The following is a 17,645-nucleotide window of genomic DNA, read 5'->3' on the forward strand; positions in this document are numbered from 1 at the left end:
AGTATTTGTGAAAAGATGAAGATCAGGCGGCACGGGCCGGGCGGCACCAGTCGGGCAGCCAATCGTTATGGGCCGTCAGCAGATCCGTGACAAGGTTGCGGATCTGGCGCAGGTCCAGTTCGGCGGCGGTGTGCGGATCCATCATCGCGGCGTGGTAAATATATTCGGGGTTCTGTTCTGTCAGGGCCCGAACAGTCAGTTCCTGTACATTGATCTGCGTGCGCATCAGGGCAATCAACTGCGGCGGGATGTCGGACACGACAGAAGGCTGCACGCCGTTGCTGTCGACCAGGCAGGGGGTTTCGACCGCTGCACCCAAGGGCAGTTGCGGGATCTGGCCGGTGTTGGGCAGGTTGCCATAGGCGATGTAAGGCGTGTTCGTAACGATCGCGTTCATCAGGTCGGCGGCGAATTCGTGGCTGCGGGTCACCTCGATGTCGCGCCCGTCGGTCAGGGTCTTGGCCTGTTCCTTCCAGTTCGCGACCTGTTCCTCGCAGCGGGTGGGGTATTCGTCCAGCGGGATCTGGAACTGGTCGATCAGGTCCTGACGCCCGTCCTTGATGAACCACGGCACGTATTCGGCCAGGTGTTCCGAGCTTTCTGTGCAGAAATAGCCCAGGTGATCCATCACCTCGTAGCGCACCTTGTTGGGGCAGCGCGGCATCAGCAGCGGCGCCTTGGGGAATTTCCCCGCGTGATAGCCCTGCCGCAGTGCGGGATACAGGTTGCGGCCCTGATGTTCCAGTTTCAGAAAGAATGCGACGTGATTGACGCCCGCGACTTTGTAGCGGAACTCATCCTTTGGCAGATCCAGATCGTGGGCCAGTTCCTCGACCGTGTTTTGAACCGAGTGGCAAAGGCCCACATGTTTCAGGGTCGGGAAGCGTTCGGCCAGTGCCCAGGTGTTGATGGCCATCGGATTTACGTATTGCAGCAACGTCGCGTTGGGGCAGAGTTGCATCATGTCCCCTGCGACATCCCAAAGCACCGGAACCGTGCGCAGACCTCGCATGATCCCTCCGACACCCAGCGTATCAGCGATGGTTTGACGCAAGCCATACTGTTTGGGGATCTCAAAATCGGTGATTGTGCAAGGCTTGTACCCCCCGACCTGAAACGCGGTGATGACGAAATCGGCCCCGTCCAGCGCCGCGCGGCGGTCGGTATGGGTCGAGACGGTCGCCCCGGCCCCGACCGAACGGATCATGGAGCGCGCAACGGTTTCGCTTTCCGCCAGGCGCTCGGGATCGATATCCATAAGCGCAAAGTGACTGTCGGCCAGCGCAGGGGTCAACAGAGCATCCCCAACGATGTTCTGCATGAATATTGTGGACCCGGCACCGATAAAGGTAATTTTGGTCATTTCACAGCTCCGAGAGTCAAACCTGCAATGAAGTGTTTCTGCATCAGGAAGAACATGGCCACCGGTGGCAGAGCCGCCACGATGGAGCCTGCGCTCATCAATTGATAAGCGGCGCGGAATTGGGCGTTGAAACTGGTGATGCCGGCAGTGACAGGCTGGCTTTCTGCGCCTTGCGTCAGGACGACGGCCCAGAAATAATCGTTCCAGATGAAGGTGAATATCAGCACGCTGAGCGCGGCGATCGCGGGCTTCATCAGGGGTAGGACCACATACCAGAAGATGCGCCATTCGCTGATGCCTTCGACCCGTGCTGCCTCGATCAACTCGAAGGGCAGGGCGCGGATGAAGTTGCGCATGAACAGGGTGCAGAACCCGGTCTGGAAGGCGATGTGGAACAGGACCAGCCCGGTTTTTGTGTTATAAAGCCCAAGTTGCAGGGTCAGATCCCGAACCGGCACCATCAGGATCTGGAAGGGCACGAAATTCCCGGCCACGAACATGAAAAAGATCCAGAGGTTCGACTTGAACTTGTAGATGCCAAGCGCGAAGCCGGTCATGCAGCTGAGGGCCACCGCACCGATCACGGTAGGGACGGTGATCATGAATGAATTCAGCAGGTATCGCGGCATGTCCGAATTGAAGAACACCTGCCCATAGTTGAAGGCGCCCTCAAAGCTGGACGGCATCCCCCAGTAATTCGCGTTGGTGAAGTCAGCAGCGGGTTTCACCGAGAAAAGAGCAACTGCCAGCAGGGGGCCCAGCCACAACAGAAGGGCCAATGGAAGCATGGCTTGATATGTGATCTGCGCCGCGCGGGGTTGTTTTTCGATGGGTTTGGGAAACATCTCAGCGCCCCTTCTCTTCACGGTACATCGACCACAGGAAATAGGCGATGAAGCACAGCATGATCAGGAAAAGGATCACGGCGATGGCCGCGCCATAACCCATGCGGAAGCCGTATTCGGACAGGGCGACCTCGAACATGTAATAGGCCAGCACTCGGGAGGATCCGAAGGGGCCGCCTTGTGTCATGATCGAGATCAGGTCGAAAGATCGCAATGCGCCGATGATGGTCACGACGAACGCGATGAAGGTTGCAGGCCGCAGTTGCGGGATAATGATGTGCCAGAGCATCTTCCAACCCTTGGCCCCGTCCAGGCGTCCTGCTTCGATCTGCTCCGGGTCCACAGCGTTCAGACCGGTCAGGTACAGGATCATGCAATAGGCGGTTTGTGGCCAGAGGCCGGCGAAGATGATGCCATAGGTCACGAAACGCTCATCGCCCAACACGTTTACCGGGCCGAGGCCGAAGAAGCCGAGGAATTCGTTCAGCAACCCGAACGTCGGATCGTAGAACCAGGTGAACACCAGCCCCACCACGACCTGAGAAATCACGAAAGGAAAGAAAAACAGGGACTTGTACAGGCGGATGCCCCAAACTGTCTGATTCAGGAACAGGGCGATGAACAAACCTGCCGGAATCGCTGCCAGGTACAGGATCAGCCAGATCAGATTGTTCTTCATCGAGATGTAGAACGCATCTCGGTCTACCCATTCCCAATAGAGGTCCTCGTAATTGCGAAAGCCGACATATTCCGCAGCGCCCAGGCCGTCCCACTCGTAAAGTGACAGGTTGAAGGACTGGAATACCGGGATAATCACATAGACCAAAAAGAACAGCATCCCGGGGGCTAGAAACAGCCAGGGTGCGATACGTTGTTGGTTGCGATGGAACCAGCTTTCCTGTTCCGAGGCGTCGGCTGCAACTGTCATGGGAAACTCGGATCTGTTGGAGCAAGGCGGGTCGGAACCCGCCCTACGACTCAAGGGAGCGTGGGCCAGGCTTTGGCCCGACCCTTGCCTGGTCAGTTATCGTAAATACGCTCGCGCGCGCGTTCGAGCTTGGCCAGTATCCGGTCCAAGTTGTCGGGTTTGACCATGAATTCCTGGAAACCTTCCATGGACACTTTGGCCATTTCCGCAGGCGCGTCGCGGTCCCAGAACTGGGCTACCCCACCGGGGCTGTTGGACGAAAGCATTTCAAAGCCCTGTTGCAGGAACTTGTCGTCATCCACAGTAGATTGCGCGTTGACCGGCAATTGGCCGAGATTCGCGCCGTTGTTGATTTCGGTCTGTTCGTCAGCAGAGACCACAAAACGCAGGAATTCGCGCGCAGCTTCCTTGTTCGAAGCATTGGCCGGGATGTGGAACGTGTCGGTCGGGGCGTCTTCGGCCAGCTCAACATCGGGATTGATCGCGACGAACTGGTAGAAATCCAGCTGGTCATCTGTCAGGCCCGCATCGCGAAGCGGTGCCACTGCGAAGTTGCCCATCAGATAGGCCGCTGCCTCACCATTGACCATGAAGGGCAGGGCTTCCTGCCAGCTATATGTCTGGTGATTGTCGATGAAGGCGCCCATGTCGATCAACTGTTTCCAGTTGGCGAAAGTCTGTTTTACCCGATCATCTTCCCAGCTGACTTCGCCGTTGGCGAGCTGCTGGTGGAAGTCGAAACCATTCGTTCGCATGTTCAGATAGTCAAACCAGCCACCGGCGGTCCAAAGGAACTTGGTGCCAATGGTATAGCAGGCGCGTCCCGAATCGACGATTTTCTGGCAGTTGGACAGTTCTTCTTCCCAGGTTGTCGGCTCGCTCAAACCCAGTTCATCAAAGATATCTTTGCGGTAGTAAACACCCCACTGATAGTAGGTATAGGGTACGCCCCATTGCTTGCCGTCGATTGTCAACGCGCCCTTGGTCGAAGCGAGGTTTTCGGCGATCTCAGGCTCTGCCCACAAGTCCGACACATCCTCGAACAGACCCGCCTCGACATATGGTTTCATGCGGTTGGCGGCGTACCATGTGGCCACGTCCGGGGTGTCGGCCGTCAGGAAATTCCGGATCTGCGTCTTGTATGCTTCGCGGTCGATGACCGTTGTTTCGATCTCCAACCCCGGATGCTGTGCTCCGAACCGTTCGATCATCGCTTCCATCGTCGCGCGGGGCGCCGGGTTTGATGTGTCGAGAAAGATCCGCAGCTCTCCGGTGAGTTCCGCAGCTGCCGGTGCCGCCATCGCGACACCGATCGCCAGCGCAGCCGTCGTGCGCTTGAAAGTTGAATACATGGTCTCCTCCCTGTTGTTCCCATGAAAGGTTCCATATAGTGAAACCTTGTTTTATATATTGAAAACTACACATCGACTCGGTTACTGTTGTCAAGACCCTCGTGAGGATGGCGGGGGACAATCGGAGGAGAACGATGGCCCGTGTCAGGTGACGGAACTATAGGCAAAGCATGTGATGTACTGGATCATGTAGCGTCGTTCGAGCGCCCAGTTCGATTCGCTGAACTTTTGGAAAACAGCGATTTTCCAAAGGCGACCCTGTACCGATTTCTGCAATCCCTGACCAACCAGGGAATGCTGTCTTATGACCGCGACAGGCAGACCTATGCGCCCGGGATGCGGTTGGTTCGGTTGGCCCATGCGGCATGGACGCAAAGCTCATTGGCCCCGATAGCGCGGCCTTTTCTGGATGCCCTCAGCCAAGAAACCGGTGAAACCGTGCACCTGGCGCAACTTGATTCCAGTCAGGTTCTTTACGTCGACAAACGCAACGCCGCACAACCGATCGAGATGTACTCTCAGGCTGGAAAAGTTGGCCCGGCCTACTGCACGGGGGTCGGCAAGGCGATGCTGGCCTTCTTGGACGAAGATGCGCTGAACAGGGCGGTGTCGCAGCAAAGCTATCACCGCTTCACCGACAAAACTCTGACATCCGAAAAGATGTTGCGGGCTGATCTTGACAGAATTCGCAGCCGGGGATTTGCCGTCGATGATGAAGAGCACGAGCCTGGCATCATTTGCATCGCCTGCCCAGTTCTGACGTCGAACGGGCGGATGCTTGGGGCGATTTCGATAACCGGGTCCACCGAACGAATGGATTTCGATCAACTCGAAGCCTGGGTGCCGCGCCTGCGGCGTGTGGCTGAACAAATCGGAACCGAGGCACAAGCCTGGCGGTTTCCCGAAACAGGCCCAGGTTCGAAAAACGACAGGATGCTAATGACATGACAGGTGTAACTCTGAATCGGGCAATCAAACGGTACGGTCAGACACAGGTCATTCATGGGATCGACCTGCAAATCGAAGATGGCGAGTTCTGCGTTTTCGTAGGGCCTTCGGGGTGCGGAAAATCCACGTTGTTGCGGATGATTGCCGGGTTGGAAGAAACCTCGGAAGGTGAGATTCACATCGGATCGCGCGAGGTGACACATATGGACCCGGCCAAGCGCGGCGTGGCCATGGTGTTCCAGACCTATGCGCTCTACCCGCATATGTCAGTGGCCGAAAATATGGGATTTGGCCTGCGCATGAACGGTGTCCCAAAAGCCGAGATCGACCAGAAGGTGCAGGAGGCTTCGAGCATTCTGAAGCTTGATCCCTATCTCAAGCGCAAACCCAAGGCCCTGTCGGGCGGGCAACGGCAAAGGGTTGCAATCGGGCGGGCGATTGTACGCGGGCCCGAGGTTTTTCTGTTCGACGAACCCCTGTCCAACCTGGACGCCGAATTGCGTGTCGAGATGCGCGTCGAAATTGCGCGTCTGCATCAGGAAATCGGCGCAACCATGATCTATGTGACCCATGATCAGGTCGAAGCCATGACGATGGCCGACAAGATTGTCGTACTGCGCGATGGCCGGATTGAACAGGTCGGCGCCCCGATGGATCTGTACCGTGACCCCGACAACCGGTTTGTTGCAGGTTTCATCGGTTCGCCTGCGATGAACTTTCTCGATTGCGATTATGCCGACGGCCATGTCACCCATCCCGCTTTGGGCCAGCCATTGCCGATCTCGGCAACTGTTCCTGCCGGAACGGACAAGGTGACGTTGGGGATGCGCCCCGAACATATCCACATCGACCGGTCTGCGGACACCTGCACAGTGGATCTGACCGAAGCGCTTGGGGGTGTTTCCTACTCCTATCTGCTGACGCCAAATGGTGACAAACTGATTGTGGAAGAGCGGGATGACCAACGCAGCAAAACGGGCGACCGGATTGGCATATCCATTCAACCCGATCGAGCCATGGTATTTGATCCCGAGACAGGGCAGAGATTTCGGTAATCCTTGGCCGCAACCCGAAGAACTTCGGCCGCAACCCGAAGAACTTCGCGGGACCAGCCGTGCAGCATCATGGAAAACATGTAGCGTGACCTGAAGGGAAACGCCCAAGACAGGCGGGCGAACCGTTGAGCTGATGACATCAAAGGCCATCCACGCCCAGCCCGTGGCAAAACGCGCGGGCACAGATGATTGATTCCCAGCCCAACGTGATTTAAGGGAGGCCCTGTCAAAACAGAGTCACCCAGGGGCGGTATCATGATCGCGCCCCTCCCGCGCCACGCATATGTGGCTTCAACTCTTGGATCGCACGCCCCGAAAGGCTTAAAAAGGTAAAAGAATATGGCAGATAAATCGAACTTCGACATATTGTATACCATTGTAGACGAAGCGCCCGAACTGGCCAGCGCATCGTTCCTGCCCATCATTCGCAAGTTCGCTTCGGCAGCTGGCGTCAGCGTTGGTACAAAGGACATTTCACTGGCCGGGCGCATTCTGGCAGCCTTCCCCGAGAACCTGACGGATGAGCAGCGTGTCTCGGACGATCTGGCGGCGTTGGGTGAACTGGTAAAGACCCCGGATGCAAATGTGATCAAGCTGCCGAACATCTCGGCATCGGTTCCGCAACTGGTGGCCGCCATAGAAGAGTTGCAGTCGCAAGGCTATGATATCCCGGCCTATCCGGAAGAACCTTCGACCGACGAAGAAAAGGCGATCCGCGCGCGTTATGATGCCATCAAGGGTTCGGCCGTGAACCCGGTTCTGCGAGAAGGCAACAGTGACCGCCGCGCAGCCCGGGCAGTCAAAAACTATGCTCGGAAGAACCCGCATTCCATGGGTGAATGGGCCTCGGACAGCAAAACCAAAGTGTCGTCCATGTCGGGCAACGATTTTTACGCCAACGAGAAATCGGCTACCATCACCGCTGCCCAGGCGGGCGATGCAAGGATCGAGTTTGTCGGCAAAGACGGCAGTGTGACTGTTCTGAAGGACGCGTGGCCGTTGGAGGAAGGCACGGTGACTGATGCGACGTTCATGTCGGTCAAAGCGCTGTCGTCCTTCCTGGCAGAGGCCATCGAGGACACCAAGAAAGACGGCACAATGTTCTCGCTGCACCTGAAAGCCACGATGATGAAGGTCTCGGACCCGATCATTTTTGGCTATGCGGTCAAGGCCTGGCTGGCGCCGGTTTTTGAAAAATTCGGTGCGGAACTGGATGCGCTGGGTGTGAATCCGAACTCGGGTCTTGGCGACTTGCTTGAGCGGGTTCAAGACAATGCCGAGATCGTCGCCGCAATAAATGCGATCAAGGCTGATCGTCCATCCATGTACATGGTGGATAGCGACAAGGGCATCACCAACCTGCACGTGCCTTCCGACGTGATCATTGATGCTTCGATGCCAGCGGTGATCCGCGCGGGCGGCAAGGGTTGGGATGAGACGGGTGCCAAGGGCGATACCAATTGCGTCATCCCCGACCGGTGCTATGCAACTGTTTATGATGAAAGCATCAAGTTCTTCAAAGCCAATGGTGCATTGAATCCGGCCACTGCCGGTGCGGTCGCAAACGTTGGCCTTATGGCGCAGAAGGCCGAGGAATACGGCAGCCACCCGACCACCTTCGAGGCACCCGCCGACGGCACGATCCGCATCGTTCTGGCCAATGGCGAGACCCTGCATTCGCACGAGGTCGAAAAGGGCGACATCTGGCGGGCCTGCACCGTCAAGAAGGCGCCGATCGAGAACTGGATCCAGTTGGCGATGGACCGTCAGCGCCTGACCGGATCCGAGGCGATCTTTTGGCTGGACGCGAACCGCGCCCATGACGCCGAGCTGATCAAATACGTTCAACCGGCGCTCGAGGCTGCGGGCGTGGCCGACAAGTTCCAGATCATGGCCCCGCGCGAGGCAACGCGTCAGACGCTGGAAACCATCACCGCCGGAAAGGACAGCATCGCCATCACCGGCAACGTGCTGCGTGACTATCTGACCGACCTGTTCCCGATCCTCGAACTGGGCACCTCGGCCAAGATGCTGTCGATCGTCAAGCTGATGAATGGTGGTGGCCTGTTCGAAACCGGGGCAGGGGGCTCGGCGCCGAAACACGTGCAGCAACTGGTCGAGGAAAACCATCTGCGCTGGGATTCGATGGGTGAATTCTGCGCGCTTGGGGAATCCCTGAACTTCCTGGCTGACGCCAAAGGAAACGCGAAGGCAGGTGTTCTTGGCGCTGCGGCAGAGGCGGCAACTCAGGGCATTCTGGACAACAACCGGTCGCCAAGTCGAAAAGTTGGCGAACCGGACAACCGCGACAGCCACTACTGGTTCGCGCGCTATTGGGCCGAAGCCTTGGCTGCCCAATCTGACGATGCCGATCTGGCAGCTGAAATGGCACCCCTTGCAAAAGAGCTGGCAGACAAAGAAGAGCAGATCTTGTCGGAATTGGCCGCAGTCCAAGGACCGGCGGTGGATTTGGGCGGATACTATCACACTGACCCGGTCAAAACCGCCGCTGTGATGCGCCCCAGCGCTACGTTGAACGCAATCATCGGCTGATCGCCGTCGAACATGCGGGCGAGTTTCGTCCGACATCAAAACACGAAGGGACCGCCTTTGCGCGGTCCTTTTCATGGACCGCGGGATTGCCAAAAGACCCGCCCCGAACCCTGTGCCTGACGATCTTTAGCATGCCGTAGCTGCGCCGTTAAAACCAACCTTGTCAGGTTCCATGAACGACTTGCGCAGTGTGTGCCGGGAAGACAGCTGCGCGTCACGTTGGTATTAAACACTTGTCCGTCCGCTCGTCGGGCACAAATTTCGATCGCTGTCCCGAAACTGCAAACAGCGCGGTTGGCGCGGATCGAAACATCCGGATCCTCGGAAAAACTCAGGATTTACGGGATTCCCCCAATAGCGCCGGTTTTCTGTCCGCGTTAGTTTTGTGGGGACAAAGAATTTCACTGGTGAGGCCTTAGGGCTATATCACTCACTCAGAAAAATGGCCAGCATTTGGGGTGCTGGCCATTTGCTTATTGGATTAAGTAAATTCTTGAACACGTCAGCGTATTCAGGCGCTTACGCGGGATCAGGCTGACCATTCGCCTAACTGGGAACCGGGGGATGGTTTTAATCAGCCAAATCGACGGGTCTCAGCCTCGACAAGTGTTGGCTTGAATTGATCATCGCCTGACGCAGCTACACCTTTGTGCTGCAAATAGGAAAGACGACGTGCTTCCCTCCGGGCAAGAGCCAGAGATTCCAGAATCAAAGCACAGACGATGGACAGCATTGTTGCAACAAAACCGGATACTGCAACGACAACAGACGGAATTCTATCAACAAGCCCCGTTTCCAAGAATTCCCGGAATACGGACACAAACACAAAGAGCGAAGGCAAAAACATCATCACGGCCAAAGACAGGAAAAACGCAACGGGCTTTTCATCTTTGATCAACAAACCGATCATTTTGAGGATCCGCCACCCGTCAGAGAACGTTGCCAGCTTGGAGTTCGAATCGGGCAGGCGTGACGAATATCTTGTTTGAACCTCACCGATCGGCATGCGCATCTGCATCGCATGAACTGTCAGCTCTGTTTCAATCTCGAACCCGTTTGATACTGCGGGGAAGCTTTTGACAAAGCGCCTGCTGAAAACGCGGTAACCCGAAAGCAAATCGTTGATTTTGCTGTTGAAGAAGAATTTCACAAGCCAACTGAACAACGCGTTGCCAAATTTGTGGCCGCGCCGATAGGCTTCGGTTTCTTCATTCACCCGAGCGCCGTTGACCATATCCAGATTCTGCGAAACGAGCAGGTCGATCAATTCCGGTGCCGCCGCGCTGTCATAGGTCGCATCCCCGTCAGCCATAACGTAGACATCCGCATCAACGTCGGCAAACATTCGACGGACCACGTTGCCTTTGCCCTGGTATGTTTCGGAATAGACCAGGGCGCCTGCCTCAAGCGCGACCTTGACGGAGTCGTCGGTAGAATTGTTGTCATAAACGTAAATCGTCGCGTCGGGCAGGGCCGCGCGGAATTGCCGAACGGTTTCCCCTATGGCAACGGCCTCGTTGTAGCAGGGCAAGATCACTGCAACGTCCAAATCCGATCTTGTCGTGGACGACGGAGAGTTTTTCTGAATATCGAAGGCGCCCTGTATCATATGCAAATCACGCTCTTTCATTGGCATCAATTGAATGATGATCGTGCTTGAGGTTAGAAGGTGCTGCGCATTTGAGGCTGTTATGAAGCAGATAAGAGGCCAAAATTTGTCATTCTGAAAAACCTCGTGTTTGACGCTGACAAAAAAGGGGCCGATTGAAGAACCGGCCCCAAAGTTTCAGCTGAACCGAGGGATCAGTTCGAAGCTGCCATCAGTTTTTCGTTGTGCTCGCGCAGCGTGTCAGAGACGATCGCATACCATTCCCCGGTTTCACGCATCTCGTTCAGGCCTTTGTTCAGCATCGCCAGGTATTGCTTCCCGAACGGATTGCTGCGGTGGCTGATAAAGCGCAGCGAAGACAGCGAGGTCACGTATGGGTTCTCAACCAGGTCGTTCTGGTTCAGGCCCATTTCAACCATTGTGTCCGAGAACAACTGAACTTCAAAGGTTGCAACATCTGCGGTGCCGGTCAGAACCGCGTCAAGGCATTCGCGTGCGGTGATCGGCTGCATTAGCGTCATGGTTTCACCGTTGTGCAGACCTTCCTGTTCCAGATCGTGGATGAACCAGCCATCCATACGGCAGATGGTGGCGCCCTTCAGTTCTTCAAAGGTTGTCGCGCTCGCATACGGGCTTTCCGGAATGGTGTAGAAACCGACGACAATGTCGTAGACCGGAACAGATGAATCGAACTGGGTACAGCGCACTTCGGTTTCCCAGGACCATTCGTAAGTGCGGTTGGTGCAATCCGGCATGTTCCACGCCATGGACACGTCAAAGGCGCCAAGAGGCAGAAGAGTTTCCAGGTGCGAGTTCCAATCATCCACGAAGCTTACGGAATAGTCCCGCGCGTTGCCGCCGCGCTGCAAAGCCGTGGTGCCCAGACGCGTGATTGCTCCGCCACCGTTCAACGATTCATCGGCGAAAGGTGCCCATCCATTGCCGGTTACCAGCTTGATCGGCGGCTGGTAGACGCTCGATCGTTTGACACTGGCCGCACGTTGTTCTTCAGCTGCGATGATTTCCTGCGCGCTCTGACCATTGGGCAGGCTACCGTCCTCACAGGGAAGGGCCAGAACAAGACCTGGCTCCAGAGCGTTGGGGTTGGTGATTTCGTTCCGGTTCGCGTTGAAGATCGGCTGATAGTTTGACGTGCCGTACGCTGCGATTGCAATGGTCGCCATGGTGTCACCGTCCTGGACGGTGTAGTTGGTACAAGCTTCCTGCGCCGCAGCGGCGCCCGCACTCAGAGCGGTGATCGCGGTTGCTGAAAGCGCTACCTTCTTTATCTTCTCGTTAAACATGTCCACTTCCTCCAGACTATAGTTTGTGAGGCCAGATAGGGGCCTTATCCATTTTCCATTTGATGACGCAGGGCGGTTGACACGATGTCGCGCCATTCGCCCGATTGCTGCATGATTGCCAGACCCTGATTCAGCGTCTCGAGGATCGCTTCCCCATCAGGATTATCTTTGTGGGTCATGACGTTAAGCGACTTGATGGCCGCTAGGTTGGGGTTTTCGATAATCCGGTGCTTGTACCCAAGCCGATCTATTGCCTCGGCTGCCAGATGTGCCTCGATGGCGACGATATCTGCGGTGCCGTCCATCAGAGCGTGAAAGCAATCATCCGGAGACGTCGGACGCAGAAGTTTGATGACCGGTTCGTACAGGCTGACCGCGTCCATGTGTGACAAGGACCAACCCTCCGGCCGGCAGATCGTTGCACCGGCAAAATCGGCATAGGTCAGTGTCTGTTCATAGCCGGAACCTTCCCGGGCGAAGAACGTATCCACAACCTCGTAGAACGGATTTGAGAAATTGTAGGTCTCGCACCGGTTGCGATCATCTTCCGACAGTGCAACGGCCTCTTCGCAATTGGGGCGCGACCAGGGGAAGGTGGCGTCAAATGCAAGTGTCGGCATCAACAGGTCCAGATGGGATGACCAGTCATTCACGAACTGAATCTTGTAGGCCTGTTCGGGAGCGGCACGAAACATCGCTGTCTCAACCAGATGGGTATAGAGCCCCCTGTTGGGCAGAGATTCATCGGTGAACGGAGCGTAGTTCCCGCCAGTGATCAACAGCAATTGCCGGTCCCGGATTTCGGGCCGTTCACCCGTTCCGGCATTCCGGATCAAAGCGGCAGCTTCCGCACGGGCGGCTTCGATCTCTTCCTTGGCAGCAGCCCGCGCTGCAACGACGGCCTCTTCACTCGCCTTCTTTGCCTCGGCTTCCGCTGCGGCAACGCGGGCTTCCGCTTCGGCCACGGCTTTCTTGGCGCGCTCTTCTGCGGCTTTTACCAGCTCTGCCGCCATTTCGGCAGCCAGCCGCTCTGCCTCGGTGTCAGCCAGCGCCGGAGCCCGCCCGACATCTTCCAGACATGGCAGTTCCAGAACGTCGCCGACGCGGATGATATTGGGGTTGGAACCGATAACATCCCGGTTCGCGTCGAAAATGATGCGAAAGTCTTCGGTCGCATACACTTCGATTGCCAATTCCCGTAAGCTATCGCCGCGTTGAATTTCATAACTTGAACATGCCTCTTGCGCAGATGCCGCGCCCGTGGCGGCAGCAAGGGCAAGGCTTGATATGAGTAAGTGCTTTTTCATGGGTCCTGTTGCTTTGCCTGTTTAGGTGCTTGTAAGTTTCGCCACTGCGATAGAAAGATTGTCCTGATCAGGGTCACCCTTGGCCTGCACGGCCCTCAGCAATGCTTCGGCAATATCTTGTGCCAGCCCCTGTTGGTGATCCCGCAGAATGTCCTGAATTTCGGCGTCGCTGATGTACTGCAACCCATCACTTCCGAGGATCAGGACATCGGCAGGCGAGACGATCAATGGATCTTCCGGGCAATCCACTTTGGGAATGGCCCCGCCCATGACCACGGACGTCAATTGATTGCGGTCCATTTCCCGGGCTTCCGCTTCAGTAATCTTGCCCGAAGCCAATTTCGAAGCAATCACGGGTGCCATCGAGTGGTCTTCGTTGACCTGCGTCAACGCTCCATCTCGGAACAGGTAAAGAGGGCTGTCGCCGATTGAAATCCAGAACACACGCCGCCCCAGAAGAAGGACGCCCAGCATGGTTGATCCCATGTTGAACCCCTGGCCCCGGGCCTCGGTGTAGTTGGCGATCGCGGCATTGGCTTGCATGGCGGCCAAAGGAAGCGCATCCATCGCGGATCCTTCGTTGAGGGTTTCTGCCTCAAGTTCTGCGTCCAGCGCGTCGCGCCATGCGGCCACTACCATTTCCGACGCTATTTCGCCCGCTTCATGGCCACCCATGCCGTCTGCAATCACAACATAACCCGCGTCCGACGCATCAAACATGCGGGCCGCAATCGCGTCTTCCTGCGTTTCCCGCTGACCCTGGTTCAGGATCAGCGCAACATCATATGCCGGAGTTGCCAGCATCAATCAGGAATCCCGCCAATCAAAACCGTCGTCACAGAAGGCCATGAACCGGATCGAGGTTTCGCTGATGCGGATCAGGTCTCCGCTGGACAGGGCCACGGTGCTGAGAACGGGTTTGCCGTTCAGACGAACGAGATTGGCCTTGCCGCCATGGCCCAGATAGCACTTCCGGTCCTCGGGGTCGTAGGCGATCACGGCATGGTTCGAGCGCGAAATGCCGGTATCGCCGAAATCCAACTGAATGGCCTGGTCATCGTTGCGCCCGATTTGCATCAGGCCTTCGGTCAGCGTAATGCTTGAACCCCGTCCCGGACCTGCTGTTACCACCAGCCAGCCCACCGGGAACGTCGCTTGTGCCGCTTCTGCTTTTGCCAGGGGTTCAGAGGATTCGATCAGGTCCTGAACATGCGTATCGGCGCGCTCAAATCCAAGAAATGTCGTCTTGACCCGTGAGCGGCGATCCTCGACCGGGGCTGGGGCTGGTGCAACCTGTTCAATCACCGGCTCAGCGGTCTCTTCGACCTGTTGCGCTTCTGGGGCCGGAGCTTCCGCGACCTCAACCTCGACGACTTCCGGTTCGGCAGGTTCGGACACGACCTCGGCCGTTGTTTCCTCTGGCGGTGTTTCAGCGGGTGTTTCCGTCACATGCAGGGTGACAACCTGCTCGACCTCAACCGGTTCTTCGACAGGCTCTTCCGCCAGAACGTTTTTCAGAGCGTCTTCTTCTTCCGGCGTGTCTTCCTCCTCCGAACTGTCCTCGGCAAAGATCGACTCCTCGGGTTCGGTCACTGCCTCCGGCTCGGCCTCGTCGAACTCGGGCATCTTTTCTTCGGGGATCAGCTCATCCGTTTCCTCATAGGATTCGGATGTCATGTTTCCACCGGCCAATGCGGCGCGCAGCGCGTTGAAATCCGCAATGGGTTCCTGCTTTGCTTCTTCGCTTTCTGCGGCATCTACCGCAGTCGTGTTCTCGGCAACGTCTTCTTCTTTGGATTTGCCGGCACCTTCGAGAAGCCGGCTCAGAGGGCTTTTGTATTTGAACATGGTGTCGACACCTTCAAGTTATTGACGCAGATAAGCCGCGTCGTAAGCTGCTACTGTTCCCTGCACGTCAGCGCAGAGCCACTCAATGGATACCCATGGGAACTGGTACATTCTGCGGCGGGCCGGTTCCCGCCAGGGTGGCAAAGCTGGATGCCACCCTCAGCAAACACACACTGGCAGATCACTTTCGAACCGGTCAGATTACTCCTGTGCAAGCTGCATGGTGGCGGCCGTCTCGGCCCCATTGCGCAACACTGTCAGATTTGCCTCAGACTGCTCGCTTGAAACGAGTGCGGCCAGCATCTCATCAAGGCTTTCCGAGCCGTCAAATGTAATGCCGGAAAGGCTTTCATTCAGCAGGACATCGCCTTTTTGCAGGTTTCCTGCCGCTTCAGCCGGAACTGCGTTCACCCTTGTTTGCCATCCGGCGTCGCCATCGGCGCTGACGGTAAAGGTGTAACCATTTTCCAAGCCAACGGATCGTATGGCGGGAAGGGCCAACAAGCCGTTTTGCGCCCGGGTCTGACCCAGCGGGCGATAGCGGGCTGCAACCCTTGTGTACCCATCGGTGTCGACTTTCAGGTTATCCAGAACCTGCGCCGCAAAAGAAACATCTTGACGGACCGGGCGGCCATTCAGGGTATAGATGACAGCGCCACGCTGCACCCAATCGCCGATCACGCTCATGTCCTGATCGGCGTCCACCCCCGTAACTGCAATCGTGGCTCCGGTCGAGCCGCGGCGGCGGGATGTCTGGAAGGGGATATCGACATCCCAATGCGCAAACGCCACCTGCTGTTCCGCCGGAACACCGGCGTTGGCAATTGCATCAGTCGCAGGTGTCTCAATCTCAGACACTGCTGCAATTTCAGTCGCTTCTTCCGACTGTGACGGAACCTCGGAACGTTCAGTGTCTGCGGAGGCTGTTTCTGTGGCAGCTGGCTCCGCAGGTACTGGTTGTGCCTGCTCGACAGGCTCTTCCGGTTTGGGTTCGGGGGCGACGGCCACTTCGGGTTCGGTGGCCTCCGTGACAGAAGGATCGGTAGCGGGTGACTCTGCCTCAGCGGATTGTACGTCTGCCGCGGGCTGCGTGACCGGTGATTCTGCCTGGTCTTCTGTCTTGTCGCCGGACATCACAAAGAAACCGCCCGCGGCCAAAGCAACTGCAACAACAGCCGCGCCTGCAATCAGCTTGCCGCTGCCGCCGGACCCGCTCTGAACCACTGTATCGACAGCGACCGGGGTATCCTCTTTCTTTGAAATCTTGGACAGATCGCCATCTTTTTTGTCTTCGGTGCCAAGAACGATGTCCGAGTTTCCGGCCAGCAGGGCCGTAACTACGGCTTCGGCGTTTTCGCTTTCGGCCTTGATCCGAGCCTTTTCTGCCTCTTTGTCTTTGCGATCCATGCCGACAATCACGGACACGGGACGATAGGCGAATGTGTCAAACATGACACCGGGGCCGCGGAACATGCGCAACCAATCCAATGCGGATTGAAGACGATCCGTGGCGTGAACTTCCATCGCCTTGTCAATCGCCTCAAGGAACCCGTCTGGGTATCCTTCGAACCGACCGGTCAGTGGCGTGTAGGGGTCATCCTGCCCGTTGTTGAAAGCGTTCAGGCGGCTCTGGCCGTCGATGGGGCGTTCACCGCTGATCGCGTGATAAAGCGTGGCGGCCAGAACATAGAGGTCGCTGCTGGGCCCTTGATCCGCGCCCCGGACATAGAATTCGTGCGGAGAATATCCATCCTTGATGACGCGCAGGGTCAACAATGCTGCCGACTTGTTCGCCGCTTGCTCACGTGCGGCGCCAAAATCAATCAGGACGGGGTCTCCGTTTTCATCAATCAGAATGTTGTCCGGTGAAATGTCCCGATGCAACATGCCGCTCTGGTGAATGAAAGATACCGCGGACAGCATTTTTTCGGTGACCTGAACGATGAAATCCGGGCCGCCGTCATTTTCCGGGTTTTCCACGTAATCCAGCAGGTCGCACCCACGGATCAGGTCCATTGCGATATAGGCGGTGTCGTTGTCTTCGAACACCTGGTGTACGTCCACGATATTGGGATGTACCAGGCGCGCATGATTGCGCGCTTCTTGAATAAAGAGGTCAATGATCGAGCGCAGGTCGTCCTTGTATGATGGATCATTGGGCTCAACCAGATCACCGTTGCGTCGGCACAGCGCTCCGGGGAAGCACTCTTTGATCACGACGTCGCGCTCCAGGCTGTCGCGCGCCAGATAAGTGATCCCAAATCCACCGTTGCTGAGATAGCGGAGGATTTCATACTGCCCGCGCAACAGCTTTGCGCCTGGCTGCAATCCCTCAATTTTTGGTTCGTCGTGCGTCGCACCGACAGCCTGGTTGTGGCTCATTTCAATCCGCCCGTTCTATTCATTTTGCGGCTTAGAAAAACCGGGCCGACAGCCCACGAACTCACAACCAAAAACAACCGCAGGACACTTGAGAACGGTTAGACGTTTCAAATTTGACTTTATTGGGGCCGCCTGATGGCTTCACTATGGA

At 56.8% G+C, this 17,645-nt stretch carries 13 protein-coding genes; 3 read left to right on the forward strand and 10 right to left on the reverse strand.

Translation table 11 applies throughout. The annotated features are described in order from the left end of the window. Positions 1–22: 22 nt before the first annotated feature. The 4 genes from AC2FF8_RS11035 to AC2FF8_RS11050 all read right to left on the reverse strand — a co-directional run bounded on the left by AC2FF8_RS11035 (position 23) and on the right by AC2FF8_RS11050 (position 4,488). Positions 23–1,363: an alpha-glucosidase/alpha-galactosidase gene (locus AC2FF8_RS11035; protein WP_496879699.1), complete on the reverse strand. Its 1,341-nt coding sequence runs from the start codon at positions 1,361–1,363 to the stop codon at positions 23–25. Next, on the reverse strand, positions 1,360–2,208 hold the full coding sequence (locus AC2FF8_RS11040; RefSeq protein WP_170345350.1) for a carbohydrate ABC transporter permease: 849 nt from the start codon (positions 2,206–2,208) through the stop codon (positions 1,360–1,362). The genes AC2FF8_RS11035 and AC2FF8_RS11040 overlap by 4 nt, the downstream gene beginning before the upstream one ends. Position 2,209: 1 nt before the next feature. After that, positions 2,210–3,136, reverse strand: a complete 927-nt coding sequence (locus AC2FF8_RS11045; protein WP_171119269.1) for a carbohydrate ABC transporter permease — start codon at positions 3,134–3,136, stop codon at positions 2,210–2,212. Between the two features lie 92 nt (positions 3,137–3,228). Next, positions 3,229–4,488 (reverse strand): ABC transporter substrate-binding protein, encoded by a 1,260-nt coding sequence (locus AC2FF8_RS11050; RefSeq protein ID WP_496879700.1) that lies wholly within the window; start codon positions 4,486–4,488, stop codon positions 3,229–3,231. 141 nt (positions 4,489–4,629) lie between these two features. Here AC2FF8_RS11050 and AC2FF8_RS11055 point away from each other — a divergent pair, with 141 nt between their 5' ends. The 3 genes from AC2FF8_RS11055 (at position 4,630) to AC2FF8_RS11065 (ending at position 9,044) form a co-directional block, all read left to right on the forward strand. Then, complete coding sequence (locus AC2FF8_RS11055; protein ID WP_257600981.1) at positions 4,630–5,436, forward strand: IclR family transcriptional regulator; 807 nt, start codon at positions 4,630–4,632, stop codon at positions 5,434–5,436. Further along, entirely contained in the window at positions 5,433–6,491 is a 1,059-nt protein-coding gene (locus AC2FF8_RS11060) for an ABC transporter ATP-binding protein (RefSeq protein WP_170345354.1), read from the forward strand. Before AC2FF8_RS11055 ends, AC2FF8_RS11060 begins: the two co-directional genes overlap by 4 nt. Positions 6,492–6,830: 339 nt before the next feature. Then, the gene (locus tag AC2FF8_RS11065) at positions 6,831–9,044 is read left to right on the forward strand and encodes an NADP-dependent isocitrate dehydrogenase (RefSeq protein WP_170345355.1); all 2,214 of its coding nucleotides are present in this window, start codon (positions 6,831–6,833) and stop codon (positions 9,042–9,044) included. A gap of 574 nt (positions 9,045–9,618) precedes the next feature. Here AC2FF8_RS11065 and AC2FF8_RS11070 read toward each other — a convergent pair. From AC2FF8_RS11070 to AC2FF8_RS11095, 6 genes are all read right to left on the reverse strand, one after another. After that, positions 9,619–10,653 carry a glycosyltransferase family 2 protein gene (locus AC2FF8_RS11070; RefSeq protein ID WP_425079700.1) on the reverse strand — a complete coding sequence of 345 codons (1,035 nt, stop codon included), beginning with the start codon at positions 10,651–10,653 and terminating at the stop codon, positions 9,619–9,621. A gap of 194 nt (positions 10,654–10,847) precedes the next feature. Next, entirely contained in the window at positions 10,848–11,957 is a 1,110-nt protein-coding gene (locus AC2FF8_RS11075) for a LysM peptidoglycan-binding domain-containing protein (RefSeq protein ID WP_224857035.1), read from the reverse strand. A 44-nt stretch (positions 11,958–12,001) separates the two neighbouring features. Beyond that, positions 12,002–13,264, reverse strand: a complete 1,263-nt coding sequence (locus tag AC2FF8_RS11080) for a substrate-binding periplasmic protein (protein WP_425079623.1) — start codon at positions 13,262–13,264, stop codon at positions 12,002–12,004. A 21-nt stretch (positions 13,265–13,285) separates the two neighbouring features. Continuing rightward, positions 13,286–14,068: a PP2C family protein-serine/threonine phosphatase gene (locus tag AC2FF8_RS11085; protein ID WP_496879701.1), complete on the reverse strand. Its 783-nt coding sequence runs from the start codon at positions 14,066–14,068 to the stop codon at positions 13,286–13,288. 3 nt (positions 14,069–14,071) lie between these two features. After that, positions 14,072–15,112, reverse strand: coding sequence for an FHA domain-containing protein (locus tag AC2FF8_RS11090; RefSeq protein ID WP_496879702.1), 1,041 nt, complete (start codon positions 15,110–15,112; stop codon positions 14,072–14,074). Between the two features lie 201 nt (positions 15,113–15,313). Beyond that, positions 15,314–17,494 carry a serine/threonine-protein kinase gene (locus AC2FF8_RS11095; RefSeq protein WP_496879703.1) on the reverse strand — a complete coding sequence of 727 codons (2,181 nt, stop codon included), beginning with the start codon at positions 17,492–17,494 and terminating at the stop codon, positions 15,314–15,316. Positions 17,495–17,645 lie beyond the last annotated feature (151 nt).

The sequence above is a fragment of the Ruegeria sp. YTSA144 genome (assembly GCF_059610125.1).